The 20,009-nt window shown below is 64.5% G+C and carries 15 protein-coding genes; 11 read left to right on the forward strand and 4 right to left on the reverse strand.

From position 1 onward, the window contains the following. The first annotated feature begins 2 nt into the window (after positions 1 to 2). From map to rplQ, 8 genes are all read left to right on the forward strand, one after another. A complete protein-coding gene (map, locus tag LAN61_15850; GenBank protein MBZ5541989.1) occupies positions 3 to 776 on the forward strand; it encodes a type I methionyl aminopeptidase in 774 nt (257 codons plus the stop codon). Between the two features lie 15 nt (positions 777 to 791). Further along, positions 792 to 1,055: a translation initiation factor IF-1 gene (gene infA, locus LAN61_15855; protein ID MBZ5541990.1), complete on the forward strand. Its 264-nt coding sequence runs from the start codon at positions 792 to 794 to the stop codon at positions 1,053 to 1,055. A gap of 23 nt (positions 1,056 to 1,078) precedes the next feature. After that, the gene (gene rpmJ, locus LAN61_15860; GenBank protein ID MBZ5541991.1) at positions 1,079 to 1,192 is read left to right on the forward strand and encodes a 50S ribosomal protein L36; all 114 of its coding nucleotides are present in this window, start codon (positions 1,079 to 1,081) and stop codon (positions 1,190 to 1,192) included. Between the two features lie 9 nt (positions 1,193 to 1,201). After that, positions 1,202 to 1,591: a 30S ribosomal protein S13 gene (gene rpsM / locus LAN61_15865; protein MBZ5541992.1), complete on the forward strand. Its 390-nt coding sequence runs from the start codon at positions 1,202 to 1,204 to the stop codon at positions 1,589 to 1,591. A 98-nt stretch (positions 1,592 to 1,689) separates the two neighbouring features. Beyond that, the gene (gene rpsK / locus LAN61_15870; GenBank protein ID MBZ5541993.1) at positions 1,690 to 2,139 is read left to right on the forward strand and encodes a 30S ribosomal protein S11; all 450 of its coding nucleotides are present in this window, start codon (positions 1,690 to 1,692) and stop codon (positions 2,137 to 2,139) included. Between the two features lie 76 nt (positions 2,140 to 2,215). Next, on the forward strand, positions 2,216 to 2,848 hold the full coding sequence (gene rpsD / locus LAN61_15875; GenBank protein MBZ5541994.1) for a 30S ribosomal protein S4: 633 nt from the start codon (positions 2,216 to 2,218) through the stop codon (positions 2,846 to 2,848). A gap of 69 nt (positions 2,849 to 2,917) precedes the next feature. Continuing rightward, positions 2,918 to 3,946 carry a DNA-directed RNA polymerase subunit alpha gene (locus LAN61_15880; protein MBZ5541995.1) on the forward strand — a complete coding sequence of 343 codons (1,029 nt, stop codon included), beginning with the start codon at positions 2,918 to 2,920 and terminating at the stop codon, positions 3,944 to 3,946. Positions 3,947 to 3,964: 18 nt separating this feature from the next. Further along, entirely contained in the window at positions 3,965 to 4,393 is a 429-nt protein-coding gene (gene rplQ / locus LAN61_15885) for a 50S ribosomal protein L17 (protein ID MBZ5541996.1), read from the forward strand. 148 nt (positions 4,394 to 4,541) lie between these two features. On the opposite strand, the gene guaB is transcribed toward rplQ, so the two are convergent. Beyond that, positions 4,542 to 6,005, reverse strand: coding sequence for an IMP dehydrogenase (gene guaB / locus LAN61_15890; protein ID MBZ5541997.1), 1,464 nt, complete (start codon positions 6,003 to 6,005; stop codon positions 4,542 to 4,544). Between the two features lie 238 nt (positions 6,006 to 6,243). Between guaB and LAN61_15895 the strand changes: the two genes are divergently transcribed. Further along, on the forward strand, positions 6,244 to 7,221 hold the full coding sequence (locus tag LAN61_15895) for an alpha/beta fold hydrolase (GenBank protein ID MBZ5541998.1): 978 nt from the start codon (positions 6,244 to 6,246) through the stop codon (positions 7,219 to 7,221). 85 nt (positions 7,222 to 7,306) lie between these two features. Here LAN61_15895 and LAN61_15900 read toward each other — a convergent pair whose 3' ends face one another. The 3 genes from LAN61_15900 to LAN61_15910 all read right to left on the reverse strand — a co-directional run bounded on the left by LAN61_15900 (position 7,307) and on the right by LAN61_15910 (position 13,279). Then, positions 7,307 to 8,617, reverse strand: a complete 1,311-nt coding sequence (locus LAN61_15900; GenBank protein MBZ5541999.1) for a Xaa-Pro peptidase family protein — start codon at positions 8,615 to 8,617, stop codon at positions 7,307 to 7,309. Positions 8,618 to 8,864: 247 nt separating this feature from the next. Then, positions 8,865 to 12,194, reverse strand: a complete 3,330-nt coding sequence (locus LAN61_15905; protein ID MBZ5542000.1) for a carboxypeptidase regulatory-like domain-containing protein — start codon at positions 12,192 to 12,194, stop codon at positions 8,865 to 8,867. 380 nt (positions 12,195 to 12,574) lie between these two features. Then, on the reverse strand, positions 12,575 to 13,279 hold the full coding sequence (locus LAN61_15910; GenBank protein ID MBZ5542001.1) for a hypothetical protein: 705 nt from the start codon (positions 13,277 to 13,279) through the stop codon (positions 12,575 to 12,577). 419 nt (positions 13,280 to 13,698) lie between these two features. Here LAN61_15910 and LAN61_15915 point away from each other — a divergent pair, with 419 nt between their 5' ends. Continuing rightward, positions 13,699 to 16,713: a HEAT repeat domain-containing protein gene (locus LAN61_15915; protein ID MBZ5542002.1), complete on the forward strand. Its 3,015-nt coding sequence runs from the start codon at positions 13,699 to 13,701 to the stop codon at positions 16,711 to 16,713. Between the two features lie 240 nt (positions 16,714 to 16,953). Beyond that, positions 16,954 to 19,920, forward strand: a complete 2,967-nt coding sequence (gene secA, locus LAN61_15920) for a preprotein translocase subunit SecA (GenBank protein ID MBZ5542003.1) — start codon at positions 16,954 to 16,956, stop codon at positions 19,918 to 19,920. Positions 19,921 to 20,009: the final 89 nt, after the last annotated feature.

The following is a 20,009-nucleotide window of genomic DNA, read 5'->3' on the forward strand; positions in this document are numbered from 1 at the left end:
CGATGGCCATTCATCTGCGCAGCGCGGAAGAGTTGGAAAAGATGCACCGCGCCGGGTTGCTGGTGTGGGACGTGCTGACGGCGCTGCGCAAGATCGTGGCGCCGGGGCTGACCACCATGGACCTCGAGAAGTTCGCCGAGGAGCGCATCGCCGGCAAGCCGGGGCACGCGGCGTTCAAGGGTTACCGCGGTTATCCCTGCGTGCTGTGCACGTCGGTGAACAGCGAGATCGTTCACGGGATTCCCTCGGCGAAGCGCAAGTTGCGCGAGGGAGACATCATCTCGATCGATTTCGGGATGGAAGTGGACGGGTACTACGGGGATTCGGCGGTGACCGTGGCGGTCGGGAAAATCCGGCCGGAACTGCAGAAGCTGCTGGATGTGACCCGGGACGCCTTGGACCTGGCCATCGACAAGATGCGGCCGGGTAACCGCCTGGGCGACGTGGGGCACGCCGTGCAGAGCCTGGTGGAGCAGAACGGGTTTTCGGTGGTGCGCGAGTTTGTGGGCCACGGCATTGGCACGAAGATGCACGACGAGCCCAACCTGCCGAACTACGGCGAGCCGGGACGCGGCGCGCGGTTGCAGGAAGGCATGGTCATCGCGGTGGAGCCGATGGTGAACGCGGGCAAGCCGGATGTGCGCATGCGGGATGAGTGGACGGCGGAAACGGCGGACGGCAGCGCTTCCGCGCATTTTGAGCACACCGTCGCGGTGACGGCCAGCGGGCCGTGGATCTTGACCAGGCCGCGGGATGTAACCGGCCCGGCATGGTAGGGTAATTAGGGGCGTATGGCGAAACGCTACGACACAGAGAAGAAGAAGGGCGACTCGGGCAATCCGAAAGAGGATGCCATCGAAGTCATGGCCACGGTGATCGAGCCGCTGCCGAACGCCATGTTTCGCGTGGAGCTGGAGAACAAGCACCAGGTGCTGGCGCATGTTTCCGGCAAGATGCGCAAGAACTTCATCCGCATCCTGGCGGGAGACAAGGTCGCGGTGGAATTGTCGCCGTATGACCTGACCCGCGGGCGGATCGTATACCGGTACAAGTAGAGTTCCGGCAGGAGCGAGCGAGTATGAAAGTGCGGTCCTCGGTAAAAAAGATTTGTGACAAGTGCAAGGTGATTCACCGGCGCGGAGTGGTGCGCGTGATCTGCACCAACCCCAAGCACAAGCAGCGCCAGGGCTAAGGAGAACGAATGGCACGTATTGCAGGTGTAGATCTTCCGGTGCAGAAGCGGATCTGGGTGGGGCTGACGTCGATCTACGGGATCGGCCAGCACCGCGCCAAGGAACTCTGCGCCAAGGCGCACGTGGATCATACCAAAAAGGTGCGCGACCTGACCGAGGAGGAAGTCAACCACCTCCGCCAGGAAATCGAAAAGGAAGGCCGCGTGGAAGGCGATCTCCGCAAGGAGATCCAGATGAACATCCGCCGGCTGATCGAAATTCAGTGCTACCGCGGGGTGCGGCACCGCCGCAACCTGCCGGTACACGGACAGCGCACGCACACCAACGCGCGCACCCGGAAGGGTCCGCGGCGCGGCGCGGTGGCGGCGAAGAAGAAGGTCACCGGCAAGAAGGGTTAAGTTGCGCGGCGGCGGCAGCGCCGCCGGCAACAAGAAGCAAGCCTGGCCCCGGCCCGAGCCGGGGCCACGGCGGAAGATCGAGAGAAACGGAGTCACACGTGGCAAAGGAACAACAGGGCGCGGCGCCGGAGACAGCAGCAGGCGGAAAACCGGTCGCCAAGCGCAAGAAGGAATTCAAGAAGAAGCGCGAACGGCGCACCGTTCCGCACGGTCTGGTGCACATTCAGGCGACGTTCAACAACACCCAGATCACCATCGCCGATCCGGACGGCCGGGTGCTGTGCTGGTCCTCGGCGGGAGCCATCGGCTTCAAGGGCTCGCGCAAGGGCACGCCCTACGCGGCGCAGCAGGCTTCGCTGGGTGCGGCGGGCACGGCGCGCGACCAGTACGGAATGAAGAGCGTGGAAGTGCGCGTGAAGGGGCCGGGATCGGGACGCGAGTCGGCCGTGCGCGCGCTGGCTGCGGCGGGGCTGCACATCGTGGTGATCCGCGATGTCACCCCCATTCCGCACAACGGCTGCCGTCCGCCGAAACGCCGCCGCGTGTAAGCACAGAACAAAAGTTTGAGGAGGGCAGGCAAAAATGCCTGTCCAACCCGAGAAAGTCGGGGAAGGAGAAAAGAAGTTGGCAAGACACCGAGATGCAATCTGCCGCCTGTGCCGCCGGGAAGGGCAGAAACTGTTTTTGAAGGGGCTGCGCTGCTTCACCGAGAAGTGCGCGATTGAGAAGCGCAACTTCGTTCCGGGGCAGCACGGGCAGTCGCGGCGCCCCAAGGTCGCCGGCTACGGCCTGCAGTTGCGCGAGAAGCAGAAGGTCAAGCGCACCTACGGGCTGCTGGAACGGCAGTTCCGCAACTATTTCGAGAAGGCCGAGCGCGCCAAGGGTCCCACCGGCGAAAACCTGATCGTGATGCTGGAGCGGCGCTTGGACAACGCGGTGTGGCGTGCGGGGCTGGCGTCCTCGCGGACGCAGGCGCGCCAACTGGTGCTGCACGGCCACGTGCGGATCAACGGGCGGAAGGTGAACATTCCTTCCTACCTGGTGAGCGTGGGCGAGGAGATCGCGCTCAAGGACAAGATGCACGAGAACGCCATGGTCCTGGAGGCGCGCAACGTCGCGCAGAGCCAGAGCGCCGTCCCCTGGCTGGAGCAGGACCGCGAGCACTTCAAGGCCAAGGTCGTGGCCCTGCCCAAGCGCGATGACGTGCAGACGCCGCCGATCAACGAGCAGCTCATCGTCGAGCTGTATTCGAAGTAAATAACAGAAACAACGGCGCGCTGCGCCAGTCCGCGGGGTCCGGTGCTGCCGGACAGAAGGAAGGCAACGATGTGGAAGGGTTTTCAAAAGCCGAAGCGTCTTGCGGCCGAGTTGGAGTCGCTTACGGAGAAGTACGGCCGTTTTACCGCGCAGCCGTTTGAACGCGGATGGGGCACGACGGTGGGGAACGCGCTGCGGCGCGCGCTGCTGAGCTCCATCGAAGGCGCGGCCATTACCGCGGTGAAGATCGAGGGCGTGCTGCACGAATTTTCCTCGATTCCCGGCGTGGTCGAGGATGCCACGGACATCATCCTCAACCTCAAGCAGGTGCCCATCAAGCTGAACACGGACCTGCCCAAGACCATCTATCTCAACGTGGAGAATCCCGGCCCCGTGACTTCCGCGATGATCGAAGAGGACGCGGACTTCGCGGTCCTGGACAAGAGCGTGTACATCGCCACGGTCAGCGAAGGCGGCAAGCTGCAGGTGGAGATGCGCGTGAAGAACGGGCGCGGGTACATGGCCGCGGACCGCAACTTCGACGAGGATTTGGCCATCGGCTACATCCCCGTGGATTCCATCCACTCGCCGGTGCGCAAGGTGAACTACGCCGTGGAATCGGCGCGCCTCGGCCAGATGACGGACTACGAGAAGCTAATGCTGGAAGTGTGGACCAACGGGGCCATCACCCCGCAGGATTCCATCGGCTTGGCGGCCAAGCTCGTCAAGGACCACATGAGCATCTTCATCAATTTCGAAGAGCAGACGGAGCTTCCCGAGGTGGTCGGAGAGGCCGCCAACGACCCGCGCCTCGAGCACCTGGACCGCTCGGTCGAGGAGCTGGAGCTTTCCGTGCGTTCCTACAACTGCCTGAAGAACGCCAATATCCAGAGCATCCGCGAGCTCGTGCAGAAGAGCGAGAACGAGATGCTGAAGACCAAGAACTTCGGCCGCAAATCGCTCAACGAAATCAAGGAAATCCTGCACAAGATGGGCTTGAGCCTGGGCATGAAGTTCGACGAGCACGGCCGGATCATCTGGCCGCCGCTTCCGAGCCAGACGGCGCCGCCGGCGACCGAAGAATCGATGGGCCTGTAAGGCGGCAAGGGATCTGACATGAGACATCTGAAATCGGGATCGAAACTGGGACGCAATCCGTGGCATCGCCGCGCGACGCTGCGCAATCTGGTCACCAACCTGTTCGAACACGGGCGCATCACCACCACGCTGACGCGCGCCAAGGCGGCCCGCCCGGTGGCGGAGAAGATCATCACCATGGGCAAGCGGGACACGCTGCATTCGCGGCGCCAGGCGGCGGCCTACCTCATGACCCCCGCCGTCACCCACAAACTCTTCAGTGAGATCGCGCCCAAGTTCGCCGACCGCGCCGGCGGCTACACGCGCATCATTCCCGGCGGCATCCGCGTCGGGGACGGCGCCAAGGTCGCCATTCTCGAGCTCGTGGGCTACGAGTTCAAGAAGAAAGAGAAGAAGGCGGCGCGCAAGGAAGAGACCACCGAAAAGGAAGCGGCCGGCAAGAGCTGACGCTCGCTTCGGGAACACTGGCAGGCCCGCTCCGGTTCGCCGGGGCGGGCTTTTTTCTTTGCGGGAGACGGAAACGAGGACCGGCGGGGCGTTCGACCTGCGGGCTCCGCCGCGCGGGGGTTCCACGAAGCCCGGCGGAGTCGCGTGTTTACTCCTCCATCCGGTAATTTGGCGCTTCGCGCGTGATGATGACGTCGTGGACGTGGCTTTCGCGCAGCCCCGCCGAGGTGATGCGCACGAAGCGCGCCTTCGCGGCGAGCTCCGGCAGCGTGGCCGCGCCGACGTAGCCCATGCCGCTCCGCAGGCCGCCGACCAGCTGGTCGGTCAGCGCCGACAGCGGGCCCTTGTAGGCCACTCGCCCTTCCACGCCTTCCGGGACGCTTTTGCCGCGCTCCGCGGTTTCCTGGGCGTAGCGGTCGGCGGAGCCGGCCTCCATCGCGCCGATCGAGCCCATGCCGCGGTAGGACTTGAAGGTTCGGCTCTGGTAGAGAATCGTCTCGCCGGGGGATTCCTCGGTGCCGGCGAAGAGGCTGCCGATCATCACGCAGGAGGCTCCCGCGGCGATGGCCTTGGACACATCGCCGGAATACTTGATGCCGCCGTCGGCGATGACCGGCACGCCGGTGGCCTGGGCCGCGCGCGCCACTTCCATGATCGCGGTGAGTTGCGGCACGCCCGCGCCGGTGACCACGCGCGTGGTGCAGATGGAGCCCGGGCCTATGCCCACCTTGATGCCGTCAATGCCCAGGGCGATCAGGTCCTTCGCCCCTTCGTAGGTGGCCACGTTGCCCGCCACCAGTTGCATCTCCGGCAGCCGCTTGCGGATCTCGGTAATGGCGTTCATCACCCGGTCGGTGTGCCCGTGCGCGGTGTCGATGGCCAGGACGTCGGCATTGCACTTGGACATCTCCACGGCGCGCTCCAGGTAATCCCCGGTGGCGCCCACCGCGGCGCCCACCCGCAGCCGCCCATGGTCGTCCTTGGCGGAGCGCGGGAATTCCAGCTTCTTCTGGATGTCCTTGACGGTGATGAGGCCCTTGAGGTTGAAGTCTTTGTCCACCACCAGCAGTTTCTCGATGCGGTGTTTCTGCAGGATGCGCTCGGCTTCCTCGAGCGTCGTGCCCACCGGCACGGTGACCAGATTTTCCTTGGTCATCACCGCACTGACCGGCAGCGAATGATTCTTCTCAAAGCGCAGGTCGCGGTTGGTGAGGATGCCCGTGAGCCGCGTGCCGCGGGTGACCGGCAGTCCGGAGATGCGGTACTTGGTCATGATCTCCAGGGCCTGGCGCAGGGTGATGTCCGGGGAGATGGTCACCGGGTCCACGATCATCCCGCTCTCCGAGCGCTTCACGCGGTCCACTTCCTCGGCCTGGCGGTCCAGCGCCATGTTGCGGTGGATCAGGCCGATGCCACCCTGCCGGGCGATGGCGATGGCCAGCCGCGACTCCGTCACCGTGTCCATGGCCGCGGAGACCAGGGGCACGTTCAGCGGGATCTTGCGCGTGAACCACGTCCGGGTGTCCACCTCCGCCGGCAGCACCGACGATTTCCCCGGCAGCAGCAGCACGTCGTCAAACGTCAAACCTTCGAGAATCGGACCTTCCATCATTCCGGCTTTGCCCCCCAATGAATGCCTAAAGATGAGTGCCTAAAGATGAGTGCCTCTAAAAACGACAAAGCCCAGCGGGCATCCGCCGGGCCATCCCTGCTGCGCTAATTGGCAAAAGTGCTCCACTGTTAACCAGTCATTGTAGAGGCCCGGGAAAATCCGGTCAAGCGCTGCGCGGGCTGTGCCCGGCCGGCGGGCGGCTTGCGGCGGGCCCGCGCGTAACGTAGAGTTTTCCTGCATGCTGCCGCCGTTCCAAGCGCATCCCCTGTTGCGCAACGCCCACTTGATGACCGTCGCCGCGGCCTTCTGGCGGCGGCGCTTCCTGCTGCCCGCCGCGGAGGACCGCCTGTTCCGCGTGGCGGAGGAGACCCAGATCCTGGGGCGCTGCCACTGGCAGCCGGGCGAGCGGGGGGCGGCCCCCGCGCTGGTGCTGGTGCATGGCCTGGAGGGTTCCAGCGAGTCCTTTTACATGCTGGGCATTGCGGAGAAGGCCTTCCAGCGGGGCTTTCACGTGCTGCGCCTGAACCAGCGCAACTGCGGCGGTACGGAACGCCTGACGCCGACGCTCTACAACTCCGGACTGAGCGGGGATTACCGCGCGATGCTCGAGGAGCTGATCGCGCGCGACGCCCTGCCCGCAATCTGCTTCGCGGGCTATTCCATGGGCGGCAACCTGGTGTTGAAAATGGCCGGGGAGCTGGGCGATGGCGCGCCCGGGGCGCTGCGCGGGGTCTGCGCGGTCTGCCCGGCCCTGGACCTGGCGGCCTGCGCCGACGCCCTCGAGAAGCGCGAAAATTATTTCTACCAGCGCCATTTCCTGCGCGGTCTGCTGGCGCGCTACGCGCGCAAGGCCGCGCTGTTTCCCGCGCGCTATCCGCGCAATGGCTTCGGGGCGATCCGTACGGTGCGCGAATTCGACGACAAGATTACCGCCCCGCAGTTCCGCTACCGCGATGCCCAGGACTACTACACGCACTCCAGCGCCCGCCGCGTGGTGGCGCAGATCCGCGTGCCCACGCTGCTCCTCACCGCCCAGGACGATCCCTTCGTGCCCTACGCCCCGTTCCTGGAGGCCGGCGTAAGCAACAATCCCGCGATTACCTTTGAGGCCCCCGAGCATGGCGGGCATTGCGGATTCATCACGAAACGCCCCGGCCCCGGGCGCTTCTGGGCCGAGGCTCGGGTAGTGGAGTTCTGCGCGCGCCTGTGCGCCTGAGTTGGCCGCTTCGCGGTCACGCCTACAGCCGTAGCCGCCCTCTTCACAGGGCGGGATTTTTCTTCCTGCCGCGGCTACACCCACCTCAGCCCAGCGGCTTTTCCAAGGAGACGGCGAAACCCGGGGTGAGGAGCTGCGCGGGGCCGCTGGCGGTAATCACCATGTCGTCCTCGCAGCGCACCCCGTATTCGCCCGGCGCGTAGATCCCCGGCTCATTTGAAAAGGTCATCCCCGGCTCGAGAACGGTCTTGCTGCCGCGCACCAGGTAGGGATGCTCGTGGCCGTCCAGGCCGATGCCGTGGCCCAGGCGGTGCGTGAAGAACTTGTAGCCGGGCGTGTAGCCGGCGCTGAGGATGACGGCGCGCGCAGCGTCGTCCACCGAGCCGGAAAGCCGCCCGGCGCGCGCCGCGCGCAGCGCGGCGTCCTGGGCCTCGCGCACCGCGGTGAACGCCCGGAGCACCTTCTCCGCAGGCTTGCCCAGGACGCCGGTGCGCGTCACGTCGGACGCATAGTCCTCCACGGTCGTGCCTCCGTCGATCAGGACCACATCGCCCGCGCGCAGCTTCTGCGGCTTCAGCGAGCCGTGCGGCAGCGCCGCCGAAGCGCCCAGCAGCACCAGCGCGCCCCCGCGCAGCTTCATCTTCGCGAAGCCGCCTTCGATCAGTCCCTCGATCTCCTCCTGCGCCATGCCCTCGCGCAGCGAGGCGAAGACCGCGCGGAAGACGTCACAGGTGGCGGCGCAGGCCAGGCGCATCAGCTCCAGCTCGTGCTCCGATTTGCGGGCCCGGCAGCCGATGGTCACCGGGTCGGCGGAGGAATAGTCGAAATGCGGCGCGGCGTGGCGCAAATGATCGAAGAAGGTGAAGCGCGTAGTCTCTTCCACGCCCATGCGGCCCCCGCCGAAGCCCTTCTCGGCCAGCGTGGCGGCGATCAGCTGCGCGGGGCTCTTGTCCTCGGACCAGACGCGGATGTCAGCGGGGAAGCGCAGTTGCTCGCGCAGGCGGCCCTCTTCGAATGCCGGGCAGACGAAGAAGGGGTCGCCGCTGCGTGGCAGGACCAGCGCCAGGAGCCGCTCGCTGAGGCCCCAGCGGATGCCCGTGAAGTAGTAGAGCGAAGTGCCCGGCGTGACGAACAGCGCGTCGAAACGCGGGCGCAGCTCGCTCATGAGCTGTTGCGCATGCTCCAGCCGTCCGCGGAACTCTTCCGGGGTAATCGGCCGCACGCGCTCCCCCAGCGGCTTCAGCCCGGAGAACGCTGCGGGAAGATCCGAGCCGGAGGCGGCAGCCTCGGCGTTGGCCGCCGCGCCCGCCGGCAGCAGCGATAGCGCCGAAGCGGAGGCGCCAGCCTGCAGGAATTGACGTCGGGAAAAGCGCGAGTTCGACACAGGTTTTGTCATGGCGGAGAGAACGATTATCCGGATGAGGGCGGGCTGTCAAGCGGAAGCGATGCGGCACGTTGACCGCTTCGCGGTCACACATGCAGTTGACCGCTTCGCGGTCACGCATAGAATCCCCGCCAACCCCTCGGCCGTTTGCGGGAACAGTTGTCCTAGTCTTGTGCACCCGCACAAAGCCCTAAAAGCACTAGCGGCGCCGCTCTGAGCGGCGCCGCTAGTCTAACCCAGCAAGAGTAGACCGTGGATCCTAGAAGATGACCTTCAACGAAGCCTGCATCTTCCGTTGATCCGTCGCTGTGGTTGTGTAGGTTCCGAAGAAGGCCGAGGTCAACGTGTTCTGGAAACCCGAGAAGTTCGCGTGGTTGAAGACGTTGTACATCTCCCACCGGAATTGCAAGTTCACCTTCTCGGTCACCCGCGTGTTCTTGAGGATTCCCGTGTCGAAGTTGACTAGGTTGTCGAGCCGGAGCGAGTTGCGCGGGCTCGTCCCGAAATTCCCGAGCAGTGGCTGTGTCAACCCGAACCCGCTGGCATTGCCGCAACCGATGTTCGTTGCTGGGGCAGGTGGGGCAGGCTGGGGCTCGATGCCAATCTGGCGTCCGCACAGAGTTCCCGGGCCGCCTAAAACAGCTATGCCCGGATTGTCTGGGTTACCGGGAATATTCGCGGCTGCGGCGCTCCCGAACGGCACTGGTGTGAACTGCGTTGGATCGCCGTTCGCCCGCACTGTTCCTCCACCCAACAAGGAAACGTCTGAGACTCCGCGGCGAGTCCCGCTGAAGATCGAGGTCGGGAATCCCGACTGAATTGTAAAGATTCCATTGATTGCCCAGCCGTCGAGCGCTTTGCCCGCAATTCCGTGGAACCGCTTCGTCCACGGAATTTCCCACACATGACTGATCACAAATCGCTGGCGGATGTCGAACTGAGAACTTGCCCGGTTTGACGCCGGATTGCGCGGATCCTGGAAGTTCGCCGAGTCGTTCACCAGCACACCCAGCACGTCGGAGATGTCGTCAATCGCGTGGCCATAGGTGTAGGAAGCGTCGAAGCTGAGCCCATGACTGAGCTGCTTCAGCACCTCCAACTGCAACCCGTGATAGGTCGACGTCCCGATGCTCTGCACCTGCGTCACCGCGTTAAACCGATGATCGAGGCGAATGTTAAGCGGACTCAAAAGCGCCGCCTGACCATTCTCCTTGGCGAACGCCGTGGTGAACTGTGTGCGGCGGGTGTCCTCGTCCGCAAGGCTGGTTGCCGGTGCGGGACGGAGTTCCTGGGGAATAAGGTTGATCGGAATCGAGGCCTGCAGGAACTTCGATTGCGTCGCGACGTAACTTGCCTTGACCACGTAGTCCTTGAAGAGCCGCACTTCCACGCCGGCATTCCATTGCGCCGTGCGCGGGTTCTTCAAGTTCTGATCCACCGGCGCAATCGCCCCGAAGTTCTGCTGCGTCGCCAGGAAGGAGCCGACTGCCGCCATGGCATCCGTCTGCGCTTGCGCCGTGCCCGCCATTAGATTGGCGTAGGAGTTGCTCCCGGTTATCGCCGCTCCGTTCAGGCTGATCGAAGGCATAAACGGCGAGGAGAACCGCAGGTTTGTGATCGGGTTCAGGAAGATGTAGTCATACGCCCATCCATACCCGCCTCGAACCACGAATCTCCCGCGATTTGGGTTCCAGGCTGCGCCCAGTCGCGGGGCCCAGTTGTTGTTCCGCGCGAAGGCACTGCCGCCGAGGTCTATGCTGCCGAGGGGGCCAGTGCCACCGCCGCCGATGGGCGAGAAATTGTTCCGATCCAGGTTTGCGAGGATGTTGTTCACTTCGGATACGCCGCCGGCCGACTCGAAACGAATTCCCAGGTTCAGCGTGAACGTGCTCGTCACCCGATAGTCGTCCTGCGCGAACAGATAAACGTCCGTGGCGCGGTTCCCACGGATGGAAGTTCCAAAGCGTTGGGTATACGCGTTCGGGATGCCATTCTGGAAATCCGCCAGGTTCGCAAACGTGATCGTGCCGCGAAGGTTTGAGTCAAAAACGCTATTTGCCTGGTAACGGAGAATGTCCATACCAAACTTCAGCCCGTGGCTTCCTTTGGACACGGAGACGGAGTCGCTGTACTGGAACGTGTTCTGGACGCGTCCTTGAGGTATGCCGGCCCAAATGCCCATCCCATCAAACCCAGAAATTGTGGTCTGCGGTGCATAGGGTGCCGAGAGAGTCGTGAACGGCACGAAGTTCGGGTTGCTCCGGCCAAACGCAAAGCGAAATTGATTGATCACCGCCGAGGAAAAAATGTGCGTGTGCCCGAAGTTGAACGCACGGTCCGTGGACGTGACATTTGCCCCATAGTTCGGCAAGTTCGTGAAGATGAACGTGAGACCGGGACTTACGGAGCTAATGGGGTTTGTCCCGTACCTGGACGTTATCATGTCCTTGCCGTTGCGGAACGTCTGATCAATTCGCACCGACCACGCGTACTGATTGCCCGCATTCGGAGCCGCAGCGTTTAGACTCCCAGAGCTGGATGTCGGCGCGCCTAAAGCCGTGAACAGAGCCTGCGAAGTCGGATCAGTGATGGCAGCCTGCTCCGTAGGAGTCAGCACGCTGGCAGCGCTGCTGGAGCCGGCGCCCCGGTTCTTTATGCCTTCATAGTGCCCGAAGGCGAACAAATGGTTCTTGACGATTGGGCCACCCGCCGTGAAGCCCCATTGATTCTGGATGAAGGGAGTCACCTGGCCCGTCGGATGTTCCAGCGTATACTGATCAAAGAAGTCGCGCGCATTGAATGCCGAGTTCTGATGGAACCAGTACGCCGTCCCGTGGAATTCGTTGGTGCCCCCCTTCGTGATGATCTGCACCTGGGCGCCGCCGTTCCGTCCGAACTCTGCCGAGAAGTTATTCGTGATCAGCTTAAACTCTTGCACGGCATCGAGGCTGAACGTGCCCGTGCCGGAAGATCCCGTCGTCGATATGTCCGTCGCGGTGATGTTGTCCACGGTGATGTTGTTCCCGCGGCCTCGTTGGCCGTTGGCGTTGAAACTGCCCGATCCGAGGAACGGGTTGTCCTTGCTCACCGGCGCAACCCCTGGCGCCAAAGTCGCATACGCCACAGGATCCCGGCCCAGGTTGGGGAGATCGAGAACGGTCTTGGCATCCAGCGAGGTACTTATTTGCGAGCTCGCAACGTCCAAGAGAGTTGCCGCACCCCCTTCGACCGTGACTACCTCGCTCACTGCTCCGACTTCTAGCGAGAGATTGAGGCGAATCACTTCGCCGCTGCGGATGACCACTGTGGTCTCCAATACCCGGAAACCTTGCTTTTCAATACGTACCCCATAACTTCCAACGTCCAACTGCTGTGTTGAGAATTCTCCCGAGTCATTCGTGATGACCGTCCGTGTAGCGCCGGTCGCCGCATTTTTGATCGTGACCGTCGCTTGGGATACCGCCAGCCCCTTGGGGTCAAAGATCGTGCCCTGAAGATCTCCTGTCAGGGCGGCGTAAGCTGGCAGAACCAACAGGAAAACAACCGCCAATCCTAGGACGAACCACTTTGCAAGAACTGTATTTCGCATGTTTACGCACTCCTCGATGAGGTTTTCGAAACGCTAAGACTAACGTTCAGTCGTAAAGTGTTGGCTGTTATTCCAGCACCACTACCCCCAGTGCTGGATATACGGACTGCCCTGGACTAGAAGTACTGCAAACACTTAGCCAATATCACTAAAATATAAGAGCTGTGTTTCCTGTATTTTAGATATGTTCATGGTTAGCTATATGCGGTAAATGTATATTTTTCAGAAATGATATACGGTTATTCATAGACTTCATTCTGGCTCAAATCCCTTCATCCACGTTCAAGCCCCGTTGGTAGAAGGAAGGTAAGTCGCAAAGGTGAGACGAAAAGCAAGGACAATCAAAAGAAATAAAAGAATTCCGAATATTAAGAGGGAATCTAAAGCTGTTCCATGCTCACTGCGGAGATTTCTTTCCCTTGGATTTTGATTTCGACGGCCAGCGGCGGGCGCAGGTCGGAGCCCTGCACGATAGCCCCGCGTACCCAGACGTTGCCGGGGCGGCTCATCAGGCGCAGGGGGTCGAAGACCGTACGGCTGCAGGGATCGCCCACCATGGGGTGCTTGGCGCGGAAGCCGTAATCCGTCGCCAGCTTGTGCATATCGGTGAGGTATTCGAGCTGGCAGCGGCCCAGGGGCACCTCCAGCGAAAAGCCCCAGTAGGAGCTGGCGGAGGACGCCGAGCCACCCGGGAGGCGCACCAGCAGCGCCGGCACATTGGCGCCCGTGACGCGGTTGTAAAAGAAGAAGGCTTTCGACGACCACGGTTGGGCCATTTCGCCCACTGTGGCGATCACCGGCTGGGCCTCGGTGGCCACCGGGGGCGGCGGCGTATCGGCGGGGGCCGGCACCACGATCTGCGGTGCGGGTTCGGCCTGCACGTGCTCGACGCGCTTCGGGCGCAGGAATACCAGCGCAAACAGCAGCCCGGCGAGCAGCACGAAACCGATGCCGCTGGCCAGCCGCACCGTGGGGCTCAGGCTGGCGAAGAACCCGGCAGGGCGCGCCGCCGCCGCGGGTTTATCCAGCCCGGGAATCTGCGGCATCTCGACCTTAAAGCGTTCCGGTGATGGCTGATCGGGCATTGTGCTTCCCAAGAATGGTTTGGAATCCGGCGCGCTATCCCAGGCCGGAAATCCGTAATGAGCAATGAGTTGACCGCTTCGCGGTCACGCTCGTAGTTGACCGCTTCGCGGTCACGCCTACAAACGCTGCACGAACTGGCCACACGAAACGGCCGCGCTGGGCGGCCATCCCTGCCAGGAAGGACTGCTACCCATGGCCCTCAGTTTATGCCTGAGGCGCGCAAGTCGCAACTAGGTAGGGGGTTGATCTCCCGGGGAGCCTCTGCCGAGGCGGGTTGTGGAAGGCAGCCTGCCAGGGAGGGGCCCGGCGGTTTCGGTTATCCTAAACGCCACAGGTGTGCGAGCCGGGGCTTGTTTCATTTCTTGCGCGCGCCTACTGTAAGTGGAGGGTAGCAGTAGGGCCTGGATCGGCTCGACTCATGAGCGCTGACACACGAGCGACGGCGCGCAGCTTTGTGCGCAGCCTGAACATCCTCCTGAAATTCGCACGGCTCTATGAGTTCGGCCATGCGCGCACCACCGCGCAATTTGACACCACCTGGCGGGAACTGCACACCGCGCTGCAGGAAAGCGGCGGCAGCGGCATCCTGCTGGGCTCCTCCGGTAACCAGATCCTGATCGACGGCGAGCCCCTCGGCGGAGCAGCCGCCGAACGCAGCTTTGCCCAGCTTCTCTCCTCCGCCGGCATCGCCAGCATCCACTTCGCTCCCAGCGTGACCCAGGCGCAGTTCGCGCGCTTCGTGCGCGCCTTTCCCACGGGCCACTCCAAGCCCCAGGCCCTGGCCGAACAACTGAAGGCGACCCTGGCCGGCGATACCAGCATTCGCCTGAACGAGATCCGCTTCGTGGCCGAAGACGCTTCGACCCCCGGGGTGACGGCGGCGGCCCAGCTCACGGCCAAGGTTCTGGGCGCGGCCGGCGATAAGTTCAAGGATTTCCTGGAAGACCCCCAGAAAATGTTGCAACTTCTCCTGGCGGCGGAAGGCTCGCGCGCACCGGGCTCCGGAGCGGCCAGTGGGCCGGGCGGAGGCGGCGGAACCGGCGGCGCTGGTTGGGGCGGCGGCGGATCCGGAAACCTCTGGGATGCCGGTCAAGGCGGAGGTGGCAGCGGCGCAGGCGGGTCCGGCCAGCCGGGCGGCGGGGAAGGAGTGGGAACAGGCTCTGGCCTAAGTTCCGGGACAGGCTCCGGATTCGGCGCAGGGGGTACAGGAGCGGGTCCTGGAGGTTCCGGCACCGGCGTTGGCGCAGGCCCCGGCGGTAGCGGGTCGGGCATTGCTTCCGGTGGCCCTGGCGGAGGTGCCGGAGCGGGTTCCAGCGGTGGCGACGTGCGCCGACACGGAAAATGGCTGGCGGCGAGCGCGTTGCTGCGCGGAAGTCCGGCCGCTGCTGGGGGTCCTGCGGCACTCCCGGGTGGCCCCGGCGGGTTTTCGGTGGCCGAGGATGATGTGCGCTCCATGCTCTCCCTGTTTGCGCAGTTGGGCCGCAGCCACAAAGACCCCGATGCCAAGGCGGATCTGCCCAATTTCCAATCGCGGCTCTCGGCCATGCCCGTGCGCGCGCAGGTCACCCTGCAGCAGGCCCTGGCCGGGTTGGCAGCCCAGGCGCCCACCGACAAACCGGATAAACCCATGTTGCTGCGCCTGGCGGAGCACATCGCCATCCGCTTCGCGCTGGACAGCTACGAGCGTGGGGAGCTGCGCGTCAATGCCGTGAAGCAGATGCTCGACCGCATGAACCAGGAGATCACCGGGCTGCGCAAGATCCTGGGACAGCACGAAGAGGTGATGGCCGGCGCGGGCCTGCAGGTGCAGAGCTATACCGAGTTGCTGGACCAGGAGTTCTGGGAGCAGGTGCCGGAAGAGAACAAGCGCGAGGTGCTGGCTTCGGACGAAGCCTGGTGCGTGCCGCCGCGCAACGTGCGCGCCTTCCTCGAGGAGGTGGTCAAGCGCGGCGAACTCAAGACGGTCAACGAAATCCTGCTGAAGTATTGCGCGTGCATCGCCCTGCCGGCGCCCGAGGCGCGGCGCACCACGGCCATCGGCCTCTCCGAGCTCGCCGCACTCTACGGCAGCGGCGACGGCAGCGCGCTGATCGAAGCGATCCGGCGGCTGGGCCTCCAGCTGGCAGTGGAGCGCGAACCGGACCTGCAGACCATGATCAGCGCGGCGTTTGTGCGCCTGAGCCAGGAGGCGGCGGGCAAACGCTGCTATCCGGCCATGCAGCAGGCTCTGGCCTCGCTGGAAGTCGTGGAGGCGCAGCGGCCGGGCACGCTGCAGAGCCTGCGCCCGCGCATCGGCTCCGAAGAGCGCCTGCCGGAGTTCGTCGAAGAGGCGCTGCGCGACGGGCGGCTCCCTGATGGACTGCTCGAGATTCTATGCCAGATGCCGCAGGCGGCCCTGCGCTACGTCACCAGCCGCTTCGGCCGCAGCGGATTCCGGGAGGACTGCGAACTGTTGGCGGAGATCGTGCGCGGGCTGGGCGAGACGAGCGCGTACAACCTGCTGGAATCGCTGAAAACTGCGCCGGCCGTGGAAGCAGTGGAAACCGTGGGCCTGCTCAGCCAGCTGGAGCCGGAGGCCGTGGGAAAAGTGCTGCCGGTGCGCCTGGCGCAGTGGCCGCGCACGGCTCACGACCGCGTCGTGCGGCAATTGTCGGCGGCGCCGGCGGAGCACCGGGCGCACCAGTTGGTTGCGCTGTTCGACGCGCTGGACCCGCTGATCCAGCCCTCGGCCCTGGACGAAATGGGCATGACGGGGCGTGCGGAGTGCATCCCCAAACTGCTGGAACTGGTCGCAGCGGAGGGCACCCCCGGCTACGTGCGGCTGAAGGCCATCGAGGCCCTGGGGCGTTTGCGCGCGCAGGCCGCCAGCGCGCCGCTGTTGCAGATCCTCGATTCGCGCCAGGTGTGGCGCTGGGTGCATGCCATGGAACTGCGCATCGCCGCGGCGCAGGCCCTCCTGCGCATCGATCCGGTCATCGCCATGCAACGCCTGGCCGGCGGCGGCCTGGAGCGCAAGGACCTGACCTTCGAGCCCATTGACCCGGAGCCCGGCTCCACGGTTATCCGCCAGCGGCGCTACGCGCGCCTGCGCCTGTCGCGCAGCCTGGCCGCGCTCACCACCAACCTGCGCGAAAATTTCAAGATTGCCGTTGCTGAACTGAACCTCGGCGGAGGCCTGGGTACCAGTGAGCGCCACCTTGCTCCCGGCACCCTCCTGGCCCTGAAGTTCTCCAGCGGCGTGCGTTCCATCAAGGCCCAGGCGGTGGTGCGCGGGGCGCGTCCGCAAACCCTGGCCTTTGAATTCGTAGAGATTGATCTCGAGGAGCGCCTGCGCTTGCGCAAGCTGCTGCTGGAGTCCGGGAGCACGCCGCTGGCCGCCAATGTCGGCAACCGCAGCCACCGCCGCGGCCAGGTGGCCGTCAGTCACCCCTAATCCCGGGGCCCAGCCACTCTTGCGCCCCGGACCCGCCCGGATCTGGCAACCGCCGGCATTCCCACCCTGCGGCATTTCTTGGCGCAAGTACTGGCAACCAGTTAGAATAATAGTTTACGCGTGTCTCGCCGGACGTAGCGGGTGCGCGCGGCAGTGCGAGCGGGCGCGTCCCCTCGGCCGGCGGCCGGGACGCGCGGCGGGCCCTCGAAAATCACCGGCGGGAAACGGCGAAGCGAATTCATGGAAGTTGCACAGATACTCGACAGGGTAGTCGCGCGGTTTATCGGTACCAAGCACGAGCGCGACGTGAAACGCATCCAGCCGCTGGTCGCGGCGATCAATGCGCGCGAAGCGGAAGTGCAGGCGCTGGACGGCGCCGGTCTGCGGACGCGCTTTGCGGAGCTGCGCCAGCAGGTGCAGGCGCAGCTCGCGGACGCCGATGCCGCGGAGCCCGCCTATCGCGAGCTGCTGCAGAAGGCCCTGGAGCCGGCGATCGTGCCGGCCTTCGCCCTGGTGCGCGAGGCCGGGCGCCGTTTCCTGAACATGCGCCATTTCGACGTGCAGCTCATCGGCGGCATCGTCCTGCATGAGGGCAAGATCGCGGAGATGAAGACGGGCGAAGGCAAGACGCTCGTAGCCACCCTGCCCGCGGTGCTCAATGCCCTGACCGGGCGCGGCGTGCACATCGTCACCGTGAACGACTACCTGGCGCGGCGCGACGCCGAGTGGATGAGCCCGCTCTACCGCGCCCTGGGGCTTTCCGTAGGCATCATCGTCCACGACCTGGACGACACCGAGCGCCGCGCCGCTTATGGCGCCGACATCACCTACGGCACCAACAACGAGTTCGGCTTCGACTACCTGCGCGACAACATGAAATATGACCTGGGCGACTGCGTGCAGCGCGGCCACCACTTCTCCATCGTCGACGAAGTGGACTCCATCCTCATTGACGAGGCCCGCACCCCGCTGATCATCTCCGGCCCCTCGGAAGAGTCCACCGACAAGTACTACAAGATTGACAAGATTATTCCCAGGCTCATCCAGGAGATCGACTACACCATCGACGAGAAGCACCGCACCGCCACGCTCACCGAAGAGGGCGTGAGCAAGTGCGAGAAGCTGCTCAGCCTTGGCAACCTCTACGACCCGGCGCACATGGAGACCATCCACCACGTCTACCAGGGCCTCCGCGCGCACACCCTCTACAAGAGCGACGTCGACTATGTCGTCAAGGACGGCGAGGTCGTCATCGTGGACGAGTTCACCGGACGGCAGATGCCCGGCCGGCGCTGGTCCGACGGCCTGCACCAGGCCATCGAAGCCAAAGAGGGCGTGAAGATCGAGCGCGAAACCCAGACTCTCGCCACCGTCACCTTCCAGAACTATTTCCGCATGTACAAGAAACTCTCCGGCATGACCGGCACCGCGGAGACCGAAGCCGCGGAGTTCGGCAAAATCTACAATCTCGATGTGGTGGCGATTCCGACGAACCGCACGCTCATCCGCACGGAGTACTCCGACGTCGTCTACCGTACCCAGAAAGAAAAATTCGAAGCCGTGGTGAACGGCGTGATGCAGGAGGACGACACCTACGCCCACGGGATTCGCCAGTACCACGAGCGCGGCCAGCCCGTCCTCGTCGGCTCCATCTCCATCGAGAAATCCGAAGCCATCGCCGAGCTGCTGAAGAAGTCCGGCATCCCGCACCAGGTGCTGAACGCCAAGCAGCACGAGCGCGAAGCCAAGGTCGTCGCCCAGGCCGGCCGCAAGGGCGCCGTCACCGTCTCCACCAACATGGCCGGGCGCGGCACGGACATCCTCCTCGGCGGCAACCCCGAGCAGATGACCCGCGAGCATTTCCTCAAGAACAAGCTGGCCATGCCTTACGCCAAGGCCCCCGCGGTCATCCCTGCGGACGGCGCCGAGGGCGGCGAGGCGCAGCCCGCGGTCCCCATGGTGCTCTTCCAGCACGAGGGCAAAATCTTTCAGGTGCCGCAGGACCAGTGGAAGCCGGTCTACGACCAGTTTGCGCTGCAGTGCAAGGCCGAGCACGACGAAGTCGTGGCCCTCGGCGGACTGCATATCCTGGGCACCGAGCGCCACGAGGCCCGGCGCATCGACAACCAGTTGCGCGGCCGCGCCGGCCGCCAGGGCGACCCCGGCTCCTCGCGCTTCTTCCTCTCCCTCGAAGACGACCTCATGCGCATCTTCGGCGGCGAGCGCGTGAAGCAGCTGATGTTCCGCTTGGGCATGACCGAAGGCGTGCCCATCGAATCCAGGCTCATCTCCCGGCGCATCGAGAACGCCCAGAAATCCGTGGAAGCGCAGAATTTCGACGCCCGCAAACACCTTCTGGAATACGACGACGTAATGAACAAGCAGCGCGAGACCATCTACGCCATCCGCCGCTCCGCGCTCGAAGGCAAGGACCAGCGCGACTACGTCCTGAGCATCGCCGAAGACGTCGCCCGCGAGCTGGCGGACATCTACTGCCCGCGCGAGCAGCATCCCGACCAGTGGAATGCCGCGCAGTTCCTCGCCGAAGTGCACGCCCAGTTCGGCGTCGACGCCAAGGCCGGCGGCGCCGACCCCGCCGTGATGAACCATGACCAACTGGCCGAAGCGCTGGCCGCCGCCGTGGTCCAGCGCTACGAAGAGAAGGAAAAGCAGTTCGGTCCGGAGATCCTGCGCTGGCTCGAGCGCCGCATTATCCTCGATGTCGTGGATACGCAGTGGAAAGACCACCTGCTCTCGCTCGACCACCTCAAAGAAGGCATCGGCCTGCGCGGCTACGGGCAGAAGGATCCCCTCGTCGAGTTCAAAAAAGAGGCCTTCACGCTCTTCGAAGAGATGATGACTCGCGTGGACAACGAGACCGTGCGCTATCTCTTCCACGTGCAGGTGCAGCAGGGCGAGCAGGCGCCCCCGCCCCCGCCCCCGCCGGCAGCCCCCGCCGCAGGCCGTGCGGAGACCGCTGCCGCGGCCGCCAGCGCTCGCGCGGGCGAGCCCTCGCATCTTCCGGCTGTGGCCCGGGAACTCGAGCGCCGCCAGCAGCGCCAGCAGAAGGATCTGCAGTACCAGGCGGGCCCGGCGCAGGCCGAAGCGCCCAAGCCGGTGCGCGCCGGCGCCAAGATCGGCCGCAACGATCCCTGCCCCTGCGGTTCGGGCAAAAAATATAAGAAGTGCCACGGCGTGAACGCATGATTTGGCCGGACCAGGCGGTCTCCCAACTTCGTCGGGATAAATTCCGCCCGCCTCACACCTGATTCCGCCATTCCGAGTCCCGCCAGGAG

The sequence above is a fragment of the Terriglobia bacterium genome, from assembly GCA_020072785.1.
Classification (GTDB): domain Bacteria; phylum Acidobacteriota; class Terriglobia; order Acidiferrales; family UBA7541; genus Acidiferrum.